This is a genomic window from Methylobacterium fujisawaense, from assembly GCF_039619325.1.
GTDB classification, from domain to species: Bacteria; Pseudomonadota; Alphaproteobacteria; order Rhizobiales; family Beijerinckiaceae; genus Methylobacterium; species Methylobacterium fujisawaense.
The window spans coordinates 4,727,697-4,744,880 of sequence record NZ_CP155000.1 but is presented as its reverse complement, the minus strand read 5'-3'; the positions used below and the strand labels follow the sequence as shown (position 1 = coordinate 4,744,880).

Here is a 17,184-nt window from a genome sequence, read left to right as displayed (position 1 = left end):
CTGTGTCACGGGGTTCACGCGGGCCTCTCGGGTCCGCCGCACCGAGGTATTGTCCCCGGCATAAGGGTTCGATGGGCCCGAGATCAGCCGGACATAAGGGCTGCATCAGCAACCGGGCCTGAGCGCCCGGTTGCCGGTCGTTCAGCTCAGGCGGCGTTTTCTTTGGAGCGCTCCGCCCGCTTGCGGTCGTTCGGGTCGAGGATCGCCTTACGCAGGCGGATCGACTTCGGCGTCACCTCGACGAGTTCGTCGTCCTGGATCCAGGCCAGCGAGCGCTCCAGGGTCATACGGATCGGCGGGGTGAGGCGCACGGCCTCGTCCTTCGACGTGGTGCGGATGTTGGTGAGCTTCTTGCCCTTGAGCACGTTCACCTCGAGGTCGTTCTCGCGGTTGTGCTCGCCGACGATCATGCCCTGGTAGACCTTCCAGCCCGGCTCGATCATCATCGGGCCGCGGTCCTCCAGGTTCCACATGGCGTAGGCGACAGCCTCGCCCTGGTCGTTGGAGATCAGCACGCCGTTGCGCCGGCCCGGCATCTCACCCTTGTAGGGCTCGTAGGCCTTGAACAGCCGGTTCATGATCGCGGTGCCGCGGGTGTCGGTGAGCAGCTCGCCCTGGTAGCCGATCAGGCCACGGGTCGGGGCGTGGAAGACGAGGCGCAGGCGATTGCCGCCCGACGGCCGCATCTCCAGCATCTCGGCCTTCCGCTCGGACATCTTCTGCACGACGACGCCGGAATGCTCCTCGTCGACGTCGATCACGACCTCCTCGATCGGCTCCAGGAGCCCGCCGGCCTCGTCGCGCTCGAACACGACGCGCGGCCGCGAGACGGCGATCTCGAAGCCCTCGCGGCGCATGGTCTCGATCAGGATCGAGAGCTGCAGCTCGCCGCGGCCCGAGACGTAGAACGAGTCCTTGTCGGCCGCCTCCTCGATCTTGAGCGTGACGTTGCCCTCGGCCTCCTTGAACAGGCGGTCGCGGATCATGCGGCTCGTGACCTTGTCGCCCTCGGTGCCCGCGAGCGGGCTGTCGTTGACGATGAACGACATCGTCACCGTCGGCGGGTCGATCGGCTGCGCCTGGATCGGGGTGTCGACCTGCGGGTCGCAGAAGGTATCGGCCACGGTGCCCTTCATGAGGCCGGCGATCGACACGATGTCGCCCGCCTCGCCCACGTCGATGGGCGCACGCTCAAGGCCGCGGAAGGCGAGGATCTTCGATACGCGGCCGGTCTCGACCACCTTGCCGGTGCGGTCGAGGACCTTGATCGACTGGTTGGGCTTCACCGAGCCCGAAGCGATCCGGCCGGTGATGATCCGGCCGAGGAACGGGTTGGCCTCCAGCAAGGTGCCGAGCATCCGGAACGGCCCATCCTCGGTCTTGGCCGGCGGCACGTGCTTCAGCACGAGGTCGAACAGCGGCTCGAGACCCACCGACGGGTCGGCCTCCGGGCTGTCGGCCATCCAGCCGTTACGGCCCGATCCGTAGAGGATCGGGAAGTCGAGCTGTTCGTCGGTGGCGTCGAGGGCCGCGAACAGGTCGAACACCTCGTTCACCACCTCGTTGATCCGGGCGTCCGGCCGGTCGACCTTGTTGATCGCCACGATCGGACGCAGGCCGATCTTGAGCGCCTTGCCGACCACGAACTTGGTCTGCGGCATCGGCCCTTCGGCCGCATCCACCAGCACGATCACGCCGTCGACCATCGACAGGATACGCTCGACCTCGCCGCCGAAATCGGCGTGGCCGGGGGTGTCGACGATATTGACGCGGGTGTCCTTCCAGACGACCGACGTCGCCTTGGCGAGGATCGTGATGCCACGCTCCTTCTCGAGGTCGTTCGAGTCCATCGCCCGCTCCTCGACCCGCTGATTCTCGCGGAAGGTGCCGGACTGAGCCAGCAGCTTGTCGACGAGCGTCGTCTTGCCGTGGTCGACGTGAGCGATGATGGCGATGTTGCGCAGATTCATGGCGGCCCGAAACGGGTTGTGCCGGCTCCCTGGCGGCCGCGCGGCGCGGCCGTCCGCGCCGGTTCAGGTACGGAGTCGTGGTGGTTGCGTCGCAATATAAGGACGCGCGCTCTTGAGCAAGGCCGCTGACGTCATGGGCGCACCGCGCGGGCCGGATTGCTGGGGGCGGCTCCCGACTGCGGCACCGGCGCCACGCCTGCGGCTGGGCCCGGCGCGCGCCGCCGTTGCAAGGCAGATCTGCATGCCCCCCGCATCGCAGGATACCCTATATGACGGCGCGATCACGCCGCGACCGGCGCGCCGCCGTCCGTATCGGGGTGTATTGGATGAAACCGGATCCCTCGGGTAGCGTATCGACCAGGGTCAAGCGTCCGACTGCGGCGATTCGGCCCTCGGGCCGCCAGGGCGGGCTTTCGTCGGAAGGACACGATGCGCGCGCTTGAGCCGCGGCTGTTCCCGTACATCTGGCGCTATTCGAAGGGCAATCAGCTCAGGATCTGCGCCGTCGTGCTGGCGTCGCTCCCGTTCTACTTCGCCTCCCTCGACCTGCCGAAGCGCATCGTCAATGACGCGATCACCGGCAAGGCCTACGCGCATGGCGAGGCGACCGCCCCATTCCTCGAACTCACCGTGGACTGGCCCGCGGCGCTCGGCGGCGGCACGACGCACCTGTTCGAGGGCTTCCAGCTCGACCGCTTCGAGCTGCTCCTGAGCCTGTCGAGCCTGTTCCTCGGCCTCGTCCTGATCAACGGCGCGTTCAAGTTCTGGATCAACCTGCAGAAGGGCATGCTCGGCGAGCGGATGCTGCGCCGCCTGCGCTTCCAGCTCTTCGCGCTGATGCTGCGCTTCTCGCCGGAGACGCAGCGGGAGGTGAAATCCTCCGAGACGGCGACGATCATTCGCGACGAGGTCGAGCCGATCGGCGCCTTCATCGGCGACGCCATCGTGGTGCCGGTGTTCCAGGGCTGCCAGGCCGCCACCGCGCTGGCCTTCATCATGATGCAGAACATCTGGCTCGGCATCGCGGCCGGCGGCATGGTCGCCGTGCAGATGATCGTGATCCCGCGGCTGCGACGGGAGATCATCCGCCTGAGCCGGCAGCGCCAGATCGCCTCCCGGGCCCTGGCCGGCCGCGTCGCCGAAGTGCTCGACGGGCTGCAGGCGGTGATGCTCAACGACACCGGCCGCTGGGAGCGGGCCGAGATCGGCGGGCGGCTCTACGACCTCTACGACCTGCGGCTGAAAATCTACCGCCGCAAGTTCGCGGTAAAGTACCTCAACAACCTGCTCGCGCAGGTGACGCCGTTCCTGTTTTACGCGATCGGCGGGTACTTCGCCCTGAAGGGAGAGCTCGACATCGGCCAGCTCGTGGCGGTGCTTGCCGCCTATCGCGATCTGCCCCCGCCCCTCAAGGAGCTGATCGACTGGGATCAGCAGCGCCTCGACGTCGAGGTCAAGTACGAGACCGTGGCGGCCCATTTCGGCCCGCACCGCCTGCGGCCGGTGGAGCGCGAAGCCGAGCTGCCGCCGCCACGCCTCGGCAGCCCGCTGCGTCTCGAAGGCCTGTCCCTGCGCGATCCGCAGGGGGGCGCCCCGATCGAGGGTCGGCGACGCCGAGATCCGCCTGCCGGGGCGGCTTGCCCTGGTGCCGGCCGGCCCGGTGGCGCAGGAATTCGCCCGGGTCCTGGCCGGGCTGCAGCTACCGCCCGGGGGCACGATCCGGATCGGCGATCACGACCTGTCCACCCTGCCGCGACGGGATCACGCGCACCGCATCGCGTATGCCGGCATCCAACCCGTGCTGTTCCCGGGAACGCTGCGCGACAATGTCCTGTACGGGCTGCGCGTCCAGCCGCTGCGCACGCACATCCTCGATCTCAGCAAGACGCGGATCAACGAGGCGGTGAAGACCGGCAATCCCTGCGACAGCGTCGACGATCCCTGGATCGATTTCGGACGCCTCGGGGTTCGCGACGCCCTGGATCTCGACGATCGTCTGCTCGACCTGCTCGGCCGGCTCGACCTCGGCGACGATCTCTACAGGTTCGGGCTCGGCGCCCTCAGTTCGGTGGCCCACGACACGCCGGTGGGCCAGCGGATGATCGCGGCGCGGGAGCACCTACGGGAGCATTTCGCCCAGAAGGGCCTCGCCGACCTCGTGATCCCGTTCGCCCGGGGCCGCTACAACGATCAGGCGACCGTGGCGGAGAACCTGCTGTTCGGCGTCCCCCGGGATACGTCGCTGACGGATCCGCGCCGTCTCGCCGGCGTGCCCATGTTCCGCGAGGCGCTGGAGAAGGTGAAGCTCCTCGACGAACTCGACCGGATGGGCGTCGCCATCGCCAGCAACCTGAAGGACATTTTCGCCGACGTGCCGCCGGGCCACCCGCTGTTCCGGCGGTTCTCGCTGATCACCCCGGACGCGCTGCCGGATTATCTGCGCCGCCTCGGTCGCCTGCCCGCGGCGGGGCGCCTCAGCGAAGCCGACAGCGTGGCCTTCCTGGCGCTGGCCCTGGCCTATGTCGAGCCGCGGATGCGCTTCGGCCTCCTCAATCAACCGCTGACCAAGCGGATCGTCGGCGCACGGGGTGTCGTGCAGGGCTTCATGCACGGCGACGACGGATACGACGTCGAATCCTACGATCCGAACCGGATCAACCCGCGCAGCACCGTGCTGGACAACCTGTTGTTCGGCCGCATCGACACGGTGCGGATGCACGGCGAGACGCTGATCCAGCGGGAAGCCCGCGCGGTGTTCCGGGAATTCGACCTGGAGCGGCCGATCCAGCGGCGCGGCCTCGAGAAGGAGGTCGGAAATCGCGGGCAGCTCCTGCCGGAGCGGGTCCGGGTGCGAATTGGCCTCGCCCGGGCGATCCTGCGCGAGCCGGAGATCCTCGTGGTCGACCGGGTGGACGAGCATCTGGAGCGCGGCGTCGGGACGCTGCTCGACGTGACGGAGGCCACCCTGCCCCGGGCCAGCCTGGTGGCCAGCCTCTCGACGGACTCGGATCCGGCCCGCTTCCCCGCGCGATTGGCGCTCGGAAGTGCCGAAACGCGCCTGCGGACGGCCGCGGAATGACGTAGGCGTGACCGGTCCGCGCGGCGTGCGGGCGGCGGTTTACAGGCTTGCCCGTCTTCGGCACAGGATGGCGCCACATGCCCATACTTTCGGACGCGAGCGCGAGACCGGACCGGACGACCCCGAGCCTTGCCGGCCTGCCGCGCGTGGTGCCGCCGCACCGTGCGCCACCGGAGCGGGAGCTGCCGCTCGCCGCCTACCTGCGCTCGATTCGCGACAACGCGCTGGAGGGGTTCCCCCGGCGCGCCTTCGAGGAGCCGGTCACCCGCCGTGGGCTTCTCGGACGGTCGAGCTTCGTCCTGAGCGACCCGGAGGCGATCCGCCGGGTTCTGGTCGAGAATCAGGCGAACTACGCCCGCACCACCGGAACGACCCGCATCCTGCGCCCGATCCTCGGCGACGGACTGCTGATCAGCGAGGGTTCGGCCTGGCGGCACCAGCGCCGGACGCTTGCGCCCGCCTTCACGCCACGGGCCATCGACGGGCTGGTGCCCCATATCGACGCCGCCCTGGCGGACGGGATGGATCGGATCGCCGCCGAGGCTGCGACGGGGCCGGTCGATCTGTTTACGTCATTCTACAGGCTCGCCCTCGAGATCGCCGGGCGCGCCATGTTCTCGGTGGGCATGGACGAGCACGGCGCGGAGCTGCGCCGGTTCATCGCCGAATATGCCGAGCGGATGGGCCGGCCGCATCTCCTCGACATCGTGATCCCCCCGGGCTGGCCGGTGCCCCTCGACTGGTCCCGCGCGCGGTTCCGCCGCCGCTGGATCCCGTTCCTCGACCGGATCATCGCGGCGCGCCGGGACGCCGAGCGGGACAGGCCGCACGCGGGCGACCTCCTCGACCTGCTCGCGGCGGCGCGCAATCCCGATACGGGGGCTGCCTTCACCGCCGACGAATTGCGCGACCAGGTCGCCACCATGATCCTGGCCGGCCACGAAACCACGGCCGGCACGCTGTTCTGGGCGGCCTACCTGCTGGCCCTCGCCCCGGAGATGCAGGAGCGGGTCGCCGCTGAGGCGCGCAGCGCCGACCTGACCGATCCCACCGGCTGCCAGAGCGACGGTCGCCTGCCGCTCACCCGCGCTGTGATCGACGAGACGCTGCGCCTGTATCCCGCGGCGTTCGTGGTCGTCCGGCGGGCACTCGGTCCCGATTCGGTTGCCGGGCATGCGGTGAAGGCGAGCGACATCGTCATGGTCAGCCCCTGGGTGCTCCATCGGCACCGGACGCTGTGGTCGGATCCGGACGCGTTCGATCCGGGCCGCTTCCTGCCGGGCGCCCCCGCGCCGCGGCGCTTCGCCTACCTGCCCTTCGGAGCAGGCCCCCGGGTCTGCATCGGCGCGCAGTTCGCCCTGAGCGAGGCCGTCCTGTCCCTGGCGCGTCTGCTGGCGCGGTTCCGGCTCGTGCTCGACGAGCGCGAACCGGTCCTGCCCCAGGCGGTGGTGACGACGCAGCCGGACCGGCCGGCGCGATTCCGTCTGATCCCCCGGGATCCGGTCAGCCCTTGATCCCGGTGATCGTCGCCGAGATCGCCCGGGGATCGCGCATCGGCCAGCGGCCGCTCTCCACCTGCGCCAGGAATTCGTCGAGGAGTCGGTTGTAGGCATCCGGCTCCTCGACGGAGAGGGCGTGGCCGGTATTGGGCAGGACCGCGAGGGCCGCCGACGGGATCACCTGCTTCAGCATGAGGCTCGGGGCGAGGCAGGGCCAGTCCTCGTCGCCGGCGACGATCAGGGTTGGAACGGTCATGCGGCGCAAGGCGTCCGTGAGATCGTAGAGCGACGGGCGGCCCTTCTGCACGCCGGCCTGGGTGTTGGCCGAGCCGAGGGCCGAGTGTTCTGCGAGCATCCGCTTGAATTCGGCATGCCCGCGCGGATCCTTGGCCTCGAACTGCACCCGCGTCGGCCCGACGGCGTAGCGCTCGGCGAAAGCGGCCATGCCGTCGCGACGCAGCATCGCCGCGGTGGCGTCGGCCTCGGCGCGGAACATCGCCTGCCGCTCGGGTTCGGCGCCGTAGCCACAGCCGCCGAGACAGAGCGACAGCGCGCGGTCGGGATGCCGGAGGCCGAAATGCAAAGTTGCGAAGGCGCCCATCGAGATGCCGGCGACATGGGCCTTCGGCGCGCCGAGATGGTCGAGGATGGCCAGGATGTCGTCGGCGGCACGCGCCTGCGAGTAGGCGGAGACGGCCTCCGGGACGTCGGAAGGCGGGTAGCCGCGGGCGTTGAACGCGATCGCGTGGTAGCGCCTTCCGAAATGGCGCAGTTGCGCCTCGTAGCTGCGATGGTCGCCGGCGAATTCATGCACGAAGATCAGCGGCGTACCCCAACCGCTCTCCTCGTAGTGGAGCCGGATCCCGTCATCCGTCGCGGCGCTCGGCATGGCTACCCTTTCACCAATCTCCCCCGAGATTTGCGACATGGTGCGACGGCGCGCCCGGTCGAGAGCCGAGGCCGCGGATCGACAGGGGACCGGCACGACGAAGCCGCACCCGGCGGGCCGGGCGCGGCTTGCGGTCTACCGTGCCGGCGGGGATGGTCCCCGCCCGGCTCAAGCGGCCTTCTTGGAGGAGGCCGGCTTGGCCGACCCCTTGTTGGCCGCGACCTCGGCGAGCTTGGCCGCCAGCTTGGCGTCGAGCTTGGCCGAGGCACCGAGCGGAAGCTCGATGTCGAGGCCGAGGGTCGAGACGCCCTCGCCGCGCTCCAGGGTGACCTTCACCTTGTCGGGCTCGACCGCGACATGGTTGGCGATCACCGCCAGGATCTCCTCCCGGAGCTGGATCACGAGGTCGGGGCGACCCGACTCCGCGCGCTCGTGGGCGAGGATCAGCTGCAGGCGGTCGCGGGCGACCGCGCCGGAGCTGCGCTTCTGGAACAGTCCGAGGATGCTCACGCCGCCCTCCGCATGAACAGCTTGTCGAGGAAGGACTTGCGCTCGACCGGCAGGCTCATCGGAACGGTCTCGCCCTTGAGACGGCGGGCCGCGTCGGCATAGGCCCGCGCCGGGGCGCAGAGCGGGTTGTTGAGGGTCACCGGGCAGCCGAGGTTCGAGGCGCGCAGCACCTCCTGGCTCTCCGGGATGATCGCGAGCAGCGGGATCGACAGGATGTCGAGCACGTCCTCGGTCTTGAGCATGTCGCCGCGGTCGGCCCGCATCGGGTCGTAGCGGGTGAGGATCAGGTGCTTCTCCATGTCCTCGCCCTTCTCCGCCTTGGCGGTCTTGGAATCGAGGAGGCCGATGATCCGGTCGGAGTCGCGCACCGAGGAGACCTCGGGGTTGGTCACGACCACCGCCACGTCGGCGTGGTGCATGGCGAGCTGGGCGCCGCGCTCGATGCCGGCCGGGGAGTCGCAGATGACCCAGTCGAACTTGTCGCGCAGCTCGTCCATCACCCGGGCGACGCCCGCGTCGGTGAGCGCGTCCTTGTCGCGGGTCTGGGAGGCCGGCAGCAGGTGCAGGGTCTCCAGCCGCTTGTCCTTGATGAGCGCCTGCGGGAGCTTGGCGTCGCCGTTGACCACGTTGATGAGGTCGTAGACGACCCGGCGCTCGGCGCCCATGACGAGGTCGAGGTTGCGCAGGCCGACGTCGAAGTCGACGACGCACACGCTCTGCCCGCCCTGGGCGAGGGCCGCTCCGAGGGCTGCGGTCGTCGTCGTCTTGCCGACGCCGCCCTTGCCCGATGTGACGACGAGAACCTTTGCCACGCGTCGATCTCCCTTAATCCAGGCTTGCCATTCGGATGTTGCCGCCATCGAGCCAGACCTGGGCGGCCTTGCCGCGCAGGGCCGTGCCCATGTCCTCCGCCGTCCGCACGAGGCGGTCGATCCCCAGCAACTCGGGTTCGAATTTGCGGCAGTAGATTCGTGCGCGCGGGTTGCGCGCGGCTCCGGCGATCGCGCGACCGCGCAGGGCGCCGTAGACGTGGATGGAACCACCGGCCAGGATCTCGGCCCCCGAGGAGACCGAACCCATCACGGTCACGTCGCCGGTGGGATTGATGACGCTCTGGCCGGAGCGGACCGAGCCCTCGACGGTGATCGAGGTGACCACCTGCGGCTCCGGCTCGGCCGGGACGCTCGGGATCTCGACCTTCTCGGACGGGTGTCCCTTGACGAGAAGCGGCGGCAGGCCGTCCAGGACCGTGTCGGCGCCCTCGATGCCCAGGACCGCGATGCCGCGGGCCTTGAGTTCGTTCATTAACATTTCGAGGGCGTCCGGCTCGGGCTTGAGCTGGGCGCAATCCAGGATGACGGCCCGGCCTTTCAGCAGGGTCGGCGAGCGCTTGAGCGCCGCGTCGAGGCCCGCGAGCCACTCGGGAAGCGGCGGCTCGGGGGAGAGGGCCAGGGCCTTGAAGGCCCGTCCGCGCAGGCTGAGCGGCCGGGGCGCGGAAGGAGCCGCCGCGGGGGCGGTCTCCGGATCGATCGGCTCGGGGTGGGTCTCGCTCATGTCCGCCCGTTAAGAGTCCTTACCGGACCATTGACGGCGGGTATGGTTACCGAAGGGTTAAGTTTCTGATCCGGTCGGCAAATTCTGCCGGGATCCTTGTATCGGAGCAGCGGAGGACGCTTTCACGGCTCGACCGCGAGCGGAGTCAGGCGCCCCGTCCTTCGACCGACGGCCCGAACGTCGGCGGGGAAACGCCGCTCAACCCCGCTCGAACAGGTTGAGCTTGATCGCATCCTCCAGCAGCCGCACCTCGACGGCTTGCCCTCTGAAGGCCGGGTCGAGGTCGTCCGCGGCGCGGTACAGGCCGTCGATCGCCACCAGCTCCGGCTCGAACCGGCGGCACCAGATCCGCGCCGCCGGGTTTCCGGCCGCGCCGGCGATCGCGCGGCCGCGCAGGGCGCCGTAGACGTGGATCGAGCCGCCGGCGATGACCTCGGCGCCCGAGGCGACGGCGCCCAGGACCGTGACGTCGCCCTCGAGATGCAGCACGGTCTGGCCGGAGCGCACGGGGGCGTCGAGGATCAGCGAGCGGGCCGTCTCCTTGGGCTGGGGCTCGGTCGACGCGGACGCGTCCGAGGCGGATTCGTCCGGCGTGGCGACCTCGCCCGCGGGCCGGCCGCCCGCGAGGGCCGGCGGGGCGCCCGCCCCCAGGAGCGACGGCGCCGCGCCCTCGATCCCCAGGACGGCGATGTTGCGCGCAGCCAGTTCGGCGAGCAGCCCGTCGAGATCCTCGCGGGTGAGCCGCAATCCGGACAGGTCGAGGATCACGGGCCGGCCGGCGAAGAAGTTCGGGGCGCGGCGATTGAGGGCGTCCAGGTCGCCGAACCACTCGGCCACCGGGGGTATCGGCGCCAGGACGGTGGCCATGAAGGAGCGGCCGCGGAAGCGGATCGGCGGGCGCGCCGGCTCGGATGTCGGCTGGGTCACGGGCGTGTTCGGTGTCGCGGACAGGATCGTCCGCATCCATGGGACGGCGCCGCGCCGGGGGCAATCCCGCAATGCCTGCTGTGACGCCTTGGCGGGCTCGCGGGCGCGTTTCTGTTGTAGAGAGACCCGGCAGCCGAGCCGGACCGGACCGTTGAGCAGCGCCACTTCGCACGCCCCCGCCCCTTTCGTCGTCGATGACCTCACCCGCGCCAACCAGCGGCGGGCGGCCGATCCGCGCGCCTCCGCCTGGGTCTCGGCCAATGCCGGCGCCGGCAAGACCAAGGTCCTCACCGACCGGGTGGTGCGGCTGCTCCTCGACGGTGCCCCGCCCGGGCGGATCCTCTGCCTGACCTTCACCAAGGCCGCCGCGGCCAACATGGCGATCCGCGTCTTCCGGCTCCTCGGCCGCTGGGTGACGCTCGACGACGAGACCCTCGCCGCCGAACTCGCCGACCTCACCGGCGAGCGCGCCGGGCCCGAGCGCCTGCGGCTGGCGCGCCGCCTCTTCGCCCGGGCGGTGGAGACGCCGGGCGGCCTCAAGATCGAGACCCTGCACGCCCTGTGCGAGCGGCTGCTGCACATGTTCCCCTTCGAGGCGAACGTGCCGGCCCGCTTCGTGGTGCTCGACGAGACCAAGGCCCAGGAGCTGTTCGACATCGAGATGGCCAACGTGCTGGCCGATGCCGTGGCGAACGGCGACACGCCCCTCAGCGCCGCCCTGGCGCGGGTCACCCCCGAGGCGACGGGCGACACCCTGCGGTCCGCGATCCGTTCGGCCTTGCGGGCCCGGAGCTTCATCGGCGACGCGGCAGGCCTCGAGAAGGCCTTCGGGCGGCTGCGCGGAGCGCTGGGCCTGGCGCCGGAGGATTCCGCCGAACGGATCGAGGCCGGGATCCTGGACGGCGGCCCCGGGTGCCGTCCGGAGGATCGGGAAGCGCTGATCGCAGCGCTCCGCACCGGCAAGGCCAACGACGAGAAGCTCGCCGACGCGCTGGCGGCCGCCGAGGCCGAACGGGCCGGCTCCGCGGATCTTCCCGACCGGTCCGAGGCCCTGGCCCTCTACCGTGCGGTCTTCTTCACCCAGAAGGACGAGCCCAAGGCCGACAGCAGCCTCGGGACCAAGAGCGTGCCGGCCGATGCCAAGGCGGCGTTGCTCGCCGAGCGGGATCGGCTGGAGCCGCTGTTCGACCGCATGCGCGCCGCCCGGGCCCATGCCCGGACGCAGGCCCTGTTCCGGATCGCCGCCGAGATCCACCGCCGCGTGGAGGCCCAGAAGGCGCGCCTTGGCGCCCTCGATTTCGACGACCTGATCCACAAGGCGCTCGATCTGCTCGGGCGCGTCGGGGCCGGCTGGGTCCTCTACAAGCTCGATCGCGGGATCGATCACGTCCTGGTCGACGAGGCGCAGGATACGAATCCGGAGCAATGGGCGATCCTGCGGGCGATCACGCAGGAATTCGCCGCCGGCGAGGGCGCTCGGACCGGCAGCCGCACGCGCTTCGCGGTGGGCGATCCCAAGCAGTCGATCTACGGCTTCCAGGGTGCCGAGCCGCGGGAATTCGCCCTGACCCGCGCATCCTGGATCGCGGAATCGCGCTCGGCCGGGCTGACCTTCGAGGACGTGCCGCTCACCCTGTCGTTCCGCTCGACCGACCTCGTGCTGCGCGCCGTCGACGCGGTCTTCGCCATCGATGCGCACAATGACGGCCTGTCCTTCGAGGACACGGTGCGCACGACCGTTCATGCCAGCGCCCGGCCCGGGGCGCACGGCGCCGTGGAGCTGTGGCCGATCGCCGAGCCGGAGCCCGCCGCCGAGCCGGATGCCTGGACCGCTCCCGTCGACGCGCCGGAGACCAGCGCCCCGGCGATCGTCACAGCCCGCCGGGTTGCGCAGGCGGTGCGGACTTGGACCACGACGGGGGACGCCACCGGTCGGATCTGGCGCCCCGGGGACGTCCTGATCCTGGTCCGGAAGCGCGGGCCCGCCTTCGAGGAGGTGATCCGCGCCCTGAAGGGACTGGGCGTCCCGGTCGCCGGGCAGGACCGGCTGGAGGTCTCCGCCCATATCGCGGTCGCCGATCTGGTCGCCGCCGGGCGGGCGGGTCTCCTGCCGGCCGACGACCTGACCCTCGCCACCGCCCTCAAGACGCCGCTCGTCGGGCTGACCGACGACGACCTCGTGCGGATCGCCACCCGCCGCGACCTCGCAGAGACTCTGGAGGACGCCCTGCACCGCCATGCCGCCTCCGGCGACCCGGCCGCCCGGCGCGGGCTCGAGGCCCTGTCGGGGTGGATCGCGCTGGCCGGGCTCCACGGCCCGTTCGGCTTCTACGCGCGGCTCCTCGGGCCGCAGGGGGGCCGGGCGAAGCTTGTGGCCCGCCTCGGCGGCGAGGCGGGGGATGCCATCGACGTGTTCCTTGCAGCCGCCGCCCAGGCCGAGACCGGCGAGGACGCGCCGTCCCTCGGCGGCTTCCTCGCCCGCTACGTCGGCGCCGAGGCCGGTCACACGGTCAAGCGCGACCTCGAATCGGGCCGCGACGAGGTCCGGGTGATGACGGTCCACGGCGCCAAGGGTCTGGAGGCGCCGGTCGTGGTGATCCTCGACGGCTGCGAGCCCCTGGGCCGCAACGATCCGCCCCTCCTGCCGCTCCCGGCGACGGAGATCGCCCTGCCGCCGGTCTGGTCGGGCGGGCGGACCCAGGATTGCGCCGCCACCGACGCGGCGCGGGCGGCCCTGCTCGCGAAGGCCCGGCAGGAGCACAATCGCCTGCTCTACGTCGCCATGACCCGCGCCGCCGACCGGCTCATCGTCGCGCCCTTCCGCGGCCACGAGCGCGAGAGCGAGGCGGCGTGGTGCCGGATGATCCATGCCGGCCTGGAGGCGGCGCTCGGGGCCGGCCGGACGCTGGACCTGCCCTACGGACCGGCGACGTTCTGGCAGGATGGCGCCCCGCAGATGCCGGCCCCGGCGGCGGTGGCCTCCGCGGCTGCGCGCTCTCCGGAGCCGGAGCCGGACTGGCTGCGCAGCCCGGTCCCGCCGGAACCGGAGGTCGAGTCCCTGAGCCCGTCCGGCGCACTCCAGGCGGCGGACGGCGCGCGCGTACTGCCGCCGCGCCTCGCGGACGCGCAGGCCCGGCGGCGCGGGATCCTGATCCACGCCCTGCTCCAGCACCTGCCCCGCGTGGAGCCCGCCCGCCGGGAAGCGGCCGGGCTCGCCTTCGTGCGGTCCCGGGCGCCCAGCCTCCCGCGCGCGGCCCCGCACGCGATCGTCCGGTCGGTCCTTCGAATCATCGAAGATCCGGATCTCGCGCCTCTCTTCAGCCCGGATGCCCGCGCCGAGGTGGCCCTGTCGGGGCGTGTCCGGGCGGCCGGCGCGGAGCGCGCGGTTCAGGGACGGGTCGATCGCCTCGCGGTGACGGCGGACGTCGTCCGCATCGCGGATTTCAAGACCGGCCGCCCGCCCGAACCTGACGCCCCCCTCCCCGCGGCGGAGGCCGGCCAGATCGCCCTCTACGCGCGCCTTCTCGCGCAGATCTATCCGGGCCGGACGATCCAGCCGATCCTCGTCTGGACCTCGGGCCCGGTGATCCGCACCCTCGGCCCCGACGACGTTGCGGCGGCACTGGACCGGGTCGGCATCGAGGCGTGAATGGTCCGTTCCGGCCGTCCGGGCGAGCACGGCGACCGGCATGCGGTACCGCACATGGGTGGAGCGCCCACCGCGACGGCCGCCGGGCCGGGGCAGCCGGACTTCTTGACCGCGCGCCGGGGCGTCGCCAATTCTGGCGGGACCGCACGGGCCCCTGCCCGTTCGACGCCGTCCGACGGACGGCGGCTTCCGAAAGGTAACGTTATGGCGACGGTGAAGGTAACCGACGCGAGCTTCGAGCAGGACGTTCTCAAGTCCGCCGAGCCCGTCGTGGTGGATTTCTGGGCGGAGTGGTGCGGCCCGTGCCGTCAGATCGGTCCGGCGCTCGAGGAGATCGCCACCGACCTGCAGGGCAAGGTGAAGATCGCCAAGGTCAATGTCGACGAGAATCCGCAGATCGCCGCCCAGTACGGCATCCGCTCGATCCCGACGCTGCTGCTGTTCAAGAACGGCGAGCGTGTGGACCAGAAGGTCGGCGCGGCCCCGAAGGGCGACCTGTCGCGCTGGATCGGCGCCCAGACCGCCTGAGCCACGCCCAAGGCCTAGACGATAAAAAAGAAAGCCCGGCCGCGAGGCCGGGCTTTCTCGGTTTCGAGCCCAAGATTATTGGTGGATCCCGGGGTCGAGCCCGGGATCCGGTATCAGGTCTTAGTACGAGCCGAACTTGTAGTTCAGGCCGGCGCGGACGACGGCGAAGGCGTTCTCGTTCCGGCTGATGCCGGAGAGCGAGTACACCGGCACGAGGCCGACCGGGGAGATCGCAGCACCAACCAGCGGCGCCTGGGCGCGGCCGTTGTTGTTGTCGAGGTTCACGTACAGACCTTCGACCTTCAGCGTGACGGCCGAGGAGCGGAAGAAGTTCAGGAACGAGTCGGTGGGCAGGGCGTACTCGACACCGCCGCCGACGGTCCAGCCGGTCTTGAAGTCGTTCCGGCGGCCAGCGAAGTTCTGCAGGCCGACGCGAGCGCCGTCATCCGTGCCGGTGGCGTAGGCGAAACCGCCGGTGGCGTACACCAGGGTCCGGTCGAAGGCCCAACCGAGACGACCGCGGACGGTGCCGAAGAAGTCGATGGTGTTGAGCGTGCCGTTGACCGGGATGAAGCCCGGGTTGATCGCCACGGCGTTGGTGGCGAAGCGAGCGCGACGGCCGAAGTCGAGGTACTGGGCGTCAGCCTCGAAGCCGATCACGGCGCCGGAGCCCGGGGTCAGCTGCCAGTTGTAGCCGATCTGGCCACCGCCCGAGAAACCTTCGCGGCTGTCGTTGCTGTAGATCAGCGACGAGCCGTTCGGCAGCAGGGCCTGGTAGGGAACGAGACCGCCCGGGACGAGAGCGACCGGGTTGCCGGGCGTCTGCACGAAGCCGCGGGTCGAGTTGCTGCTGGCGTCGAACGCGTAGCCGGCGTTGATACCGAAGTAGGCACCGGTCCAGGTGAACACCGGAACGGGCGTGAACACCGGCGGCGGCGCAGCGCGGCGCGGAAGGTCGGCGGCCGAAGCGGCAGCGGTGAGTGCGGTGAAAGCCGCGAGAGACGTGAGAAGCTTCTTCATTACTGTGATCCCCAGCATAAGCCCGATCGCCGATGAAATTATGCGATCGAGCCCCGGGAGGATGTAGCTTAGCTGCCACAGCGGGAGGAAAGCGTGGCCGTGGACGGGTTTCCATCCGCGCGATTGCGGCGATTCGACGGATTTTCGAATGCAAAATCCGGACTTCACAGATGTCCGGCGTTCCCGCCACTTGATACGGCGGCCGCGCGCAGGTCGGCCGCACTGGAGACGACTCAGACCGGCGGCGTGTCGTTGGCGGCGAGAACCATGCCGGCCAAGTAGAGGGATCCGCAGATCAGGATTCGCGGGGGGCGCTCGAAGGCGATGTCCCGCACCAGGGCGAGGGCTGCCTCGATGCTCGGCGCCGCGTAGGTGGAGAGACCCACCTCCTCGCCGATCCGCGCGACCTCTTCGGCCGGGCGCGCGGCCATGGTCCCGGTGATCGGGACGGCCACGAGGGCGCGGGCCAGTCCGACGAAATTGCGCAGGAACCCGTCGGCGTCCTTCGTGCCGAGGAGGCCGACCACGAGGACGAGCGGCACGTCGCTCTTCTCGCCGAGATCCGCCATGGCGGCCGCGAGGATCCGGCCGCCGTCGATGTTGTGGCCGCCATCGAGCCACAGCTCGGTGCCGGGATCGAGCTGGGCGGCCAGACGGCCGCGGCCGAGACGCTGCAGACGCCCCGGCCAATCGACCTCGGTGAGGCCCCGCTCCAGGGCCGCCGTGCCGATATCGCCGAATCCGGCGGCGCGCAGCGCGGTGATCGCCGTGCCGGCATTGACCAGCTGGTGGCGCCCGGCGAGGCGCGGCCGCGGCAGATCGAACAGGTCGGTCTCGTCCTGATAGACGAGGCGGCCGCGTTCCTCGTGCACGGAGAAGTCTTGGTTGCCGACGAACACCGGCCCGGCGCCGACGGCTTCCGCACGCCGGCAGAGGACGGCATCGGCCTCGGCGTAATCCTGGGCGGCGATCACCGCCGGGCAGCCGCGCTTGAAGATCCCGGCCTTCTCGGTCGCGACCGATTCGACCGTGTCGCCGAGATACTCGGCGTGGTCGCGGCCGATCGGCGTGACCACCGCACAGGCCGGCCGGTCGATCACGTTGGTGGCGTCGAGCCGGCCGCCGAGGCCGACCTCCAGGAGCAGCACGTCGGCCGGGCTCTCGGAGAACAGCAGGAAGGCCGCGGCCGTGGTGATCTCGAACATCGTGATCGGCTCGCCGGCATTGGCCGTCTCGCAGCGGGCGAACGCGTCGGCGAGACGATCCTCGTCCACGAAGTGGCCGCCGCCGATCCCGCCGATGCGTATCCGTTCGTGGAAACGGACGAGGTGCGGCGAGGTGTAGACATGCGCAGCCAGCCCGCCGGCTTCCAGGATCGACCGCATGAACGCGATGGTCGAGCCCTTGCCGTTGGTCCCGGCGACGTGGATCACCGGCGGCAGGCGGCGCTCGGGATGGTTGAGCCGCGCGAGCAGCCGCTCGATCCGGCCCAGGGACAGGTCGATGGTGCGGGGGTGGAGCGCCAGGAAGCGCGCCATCAGGGCATCGGACGAGGCCAT

The 17,184-nt window shown here is 70.7% G+C and carries 12 protein-coding genes and 1 pseudogene; 5 read left to right on the top strand and 8 right to left on the bottom strand.

The genetic code is table 11. From position 1 onward, the window contains the following. Nucleotides 1–146: 146 nt before the first annotated feature. Nucleotides 147–1,970: a translational GTPase TypA gene (typA, locus tag ABC766_RS22500; protein ID WP_043346753.1), complete on the bottom strand. Its 1,824-nt coding sequence runs from the start codon at nt 1,968–1,970 to the stop codon at nt 147–149. A 429-nt stretch (nt 1,971–2,399) separates the two neighbouring features. Here typA and ABC766_RS22495 point away from each other — a divergent pair. The 3 genes and pseudogenes from ABC766_RS22495 to ABC766_RS22485 all read left to right on the top strand — a co-directional run. Further along, nucleotides 2,400–3,293: pseudogene (locus ABC766_RS22495) on the top strand (ABC transporter transmembrane domain-containing protein); the annotation flags it as partial. A gap of 322 nt (nt 3,294–3,615) precedes the next feature. Beyond that, the gene (locus tag ABC766_RS22490) at nt 3,616–5,049 is read left to right on the top strand and encodes a hypothetical protein (protein ID WP_345819530.1); all 1,434 of its coding nucleotides are present in this window, start codon (nt 3,616–3,618) and stop codon (nt 5,047–5,049) included. Between the two features lie 77 nt (nt 5,050–5,126). Continuing rightward, nucleotides 5,127–6,563: a cytochrome P450 gene (locus ABC766_RS22485; protein WP_182591776.1), complete on the top strand. Its 1,437-nt coding sequence runs from the start codon at nt 5,127–5,129 to the stop codon at nt 6,561–6,563. On the opposite strand, the gene ABC766_RS22480 is transcribed toward ABC766_RS22485, so the two are convergent. From ABC766_RS22480 to minC (ABC766_RS22460), 5 genes are all read right to left on the bottom strand, one after another. Further along, nucleotides 6,553–7,437: an alpha/beta hydrolase gene (locus ABC766_RS22480; protein ID WP_345819529.1), complete on the bottom strand. Its 885-nt coding sequence runs from the start codon at nt 7,435–7,437 to the stop codon at nt 6,553–6,555. The two genes, ABC766_RS22485 and ABC766_RS22480, sit on opposite strands and share 11 nt — an antisense overlap. A gap of 168 nt (nt 7,438–7,605) precedes the next feature. Continuing rightward, complete coding sequence (minE, locus tag ABC766_RS22475; protein WP_043346685.1) at nt 7,606–7,947, bottom strand: cell division topological specificity factor MinE; 342 nt, start codon at nt 7,945–7,947, stop codon at nt 7,606–7,608. Next, nucleotides 7,944–8,759, bottom strand: coding sequence for a septum site-determining protein MinD (gene minD, locus ABC766_RS22470; protein ID WP_043346690.1), 816 nt, complete (start codon nt 8,757–8,759; stop codon nt 7,944–7,946). Before minD ends, minE begins: the two co-directional genes overlap by 4 nt. Before the next feature lie 13 nt (nt 8,760–8,772). Continuing rightward, nucleotides 8,773–9,501 carry a septum site-determining protein MinC gene (gene minC, locus ABC766_RS22465; RefSeq protein WP_043382925.1) on the bottom strand — a complete coding sequence of 243 codons (729 nt, stop codon included), beginning with the start codon at nt 9,499–9,501 and terminating at the stop codon, nt 8,773–8,775. Nucleotides 9,502–9,699: 198 nt separating this feature from the next. After that, entirely contained in the window at nt 9,700–10,464 is a 765-nt protein-coding gene (minC, locus tag ABC766_RS22460; protein WP_179697012.1) for a septum site-determining protein MinC, read from the bottom strand. A 115-nt stretch (nt 10,465–10,579) separates the two neighbouring features. On the opposite strand from minC (ABC766_RS22460), the gene addA reads away from it, so the two are divergent. Together addA and trxA are read left to right on the top strand one after the other, a co-directional pair. Continuing rightward, the gene (addA, locus tag ABC766_RS22455) at nt 10,580–14,077 is read left to right on the top strand and encodes a double-strand break repair helicase AddA (RefSeq protein WP_345819528.1); all 3,498 of its coding nucleotides are present in this window, start codon (nt 10,580–10,582) and stop codon (nt 14,075–14,077) included. Nucleotides 14,078–14,281: 204 nt separating this feature from the next. Further along, a complete protein-coding gene (gene trxA, locus ABC766_RS22450) occupies nt 14,282–14,605 on the top strand; it encodes a thioredoxin (protein ID WP_010682902.1) in 324 nt (107 codons plus the stop codon). 120 nt (nt 14,606–14,725) lie between these two features. On the opposite strand, the gene ABC766_RS22445 is transcribed toward trxA, so the two are convergent. Both ABC766_RS22445 and ABC766_RS22440 read right to left on the bottom strand, forming a co-directional pair. After that, nucleotides 14,726–15,625, bottom strand: coding sequence for an outer membrane protein (locus tag ABC766_RS22445; protein WP_043346698.1), 900 nt, complete (start codon nt 15,623–15,625; stop codon nt 14,726–14,728). 233 nt (nt 15,626–15,858) lie between these two features. Next, nucleotides 15,859–17,184, bottom strand: a complete 1,326-nt coding sequence (locus ABC766_RS22440; RefSeq protein WP_043346700.1) for a bifunctional folylpolyglutamate synthase/dihydrofolate synthase — start codon at nt 17,182–17,184, stop codon at nt 15,859–15,861.

Excerpts from the sequence above, each read along its gene's own strand:
- typA (WP_043346753.1), bottom strand. The coding sequence starts at position 1,970 with ATGAATCTGCGCAACATCGCCATCATCGCTCACGTCGACCACGGCAAG.
- ABC766_RS22485 (WP_182591776.1), top strand. The coding sequence starts at position 5,127 with ATGCCCATACTTTCGGACGCGAGCGCGAGACCGGACCGGACGACCCCG.
- ABC766_RS22480 (WP_345819529.1), bottom strand. The coding sequence starts at position 7,437 with ATGCCGAGCGCCGCGACGGATGACGGGATCCGGCTCCACTACGAGGAG.
- minC (WP_043382925.1), bottom strand. The coding sequence starts at position 9,501 with ATGAGCGAGACCCACCCCGAGCCGATCGATCCGGAGACCGCCCCCGCG.
- minC (WP_179697012.1), bottom strand. The coding sequence starts at position 10,464 with ATGCGGACGATCCTGTCCGCGACACCGAACACGCCCGTGACCCAGCCG.
- trxA (WP_010682902.1), top strand. The coding sequence starts at position 14,282 with ATGGCGACGGTGAAGGTAACCGACGCGAGCTTCGAGCAGGACGTTCTC.
- ABC766_RS22445 (WP_043346698.1), bottom strand. The coding sequence starts at position 15,625 with ATGAAGAAGCTTCTCACGTCTCTCGCGGCTTTCACCGCACTCACCGCT.
- ABC766_RS22440 (WP_043346700.1), bottom strand. The coding sequence starts at position 17,184 with ATGGCCTCGTCCGATGCCCTGATGGCGCGCTTCCTGGCGCTCCACCCC.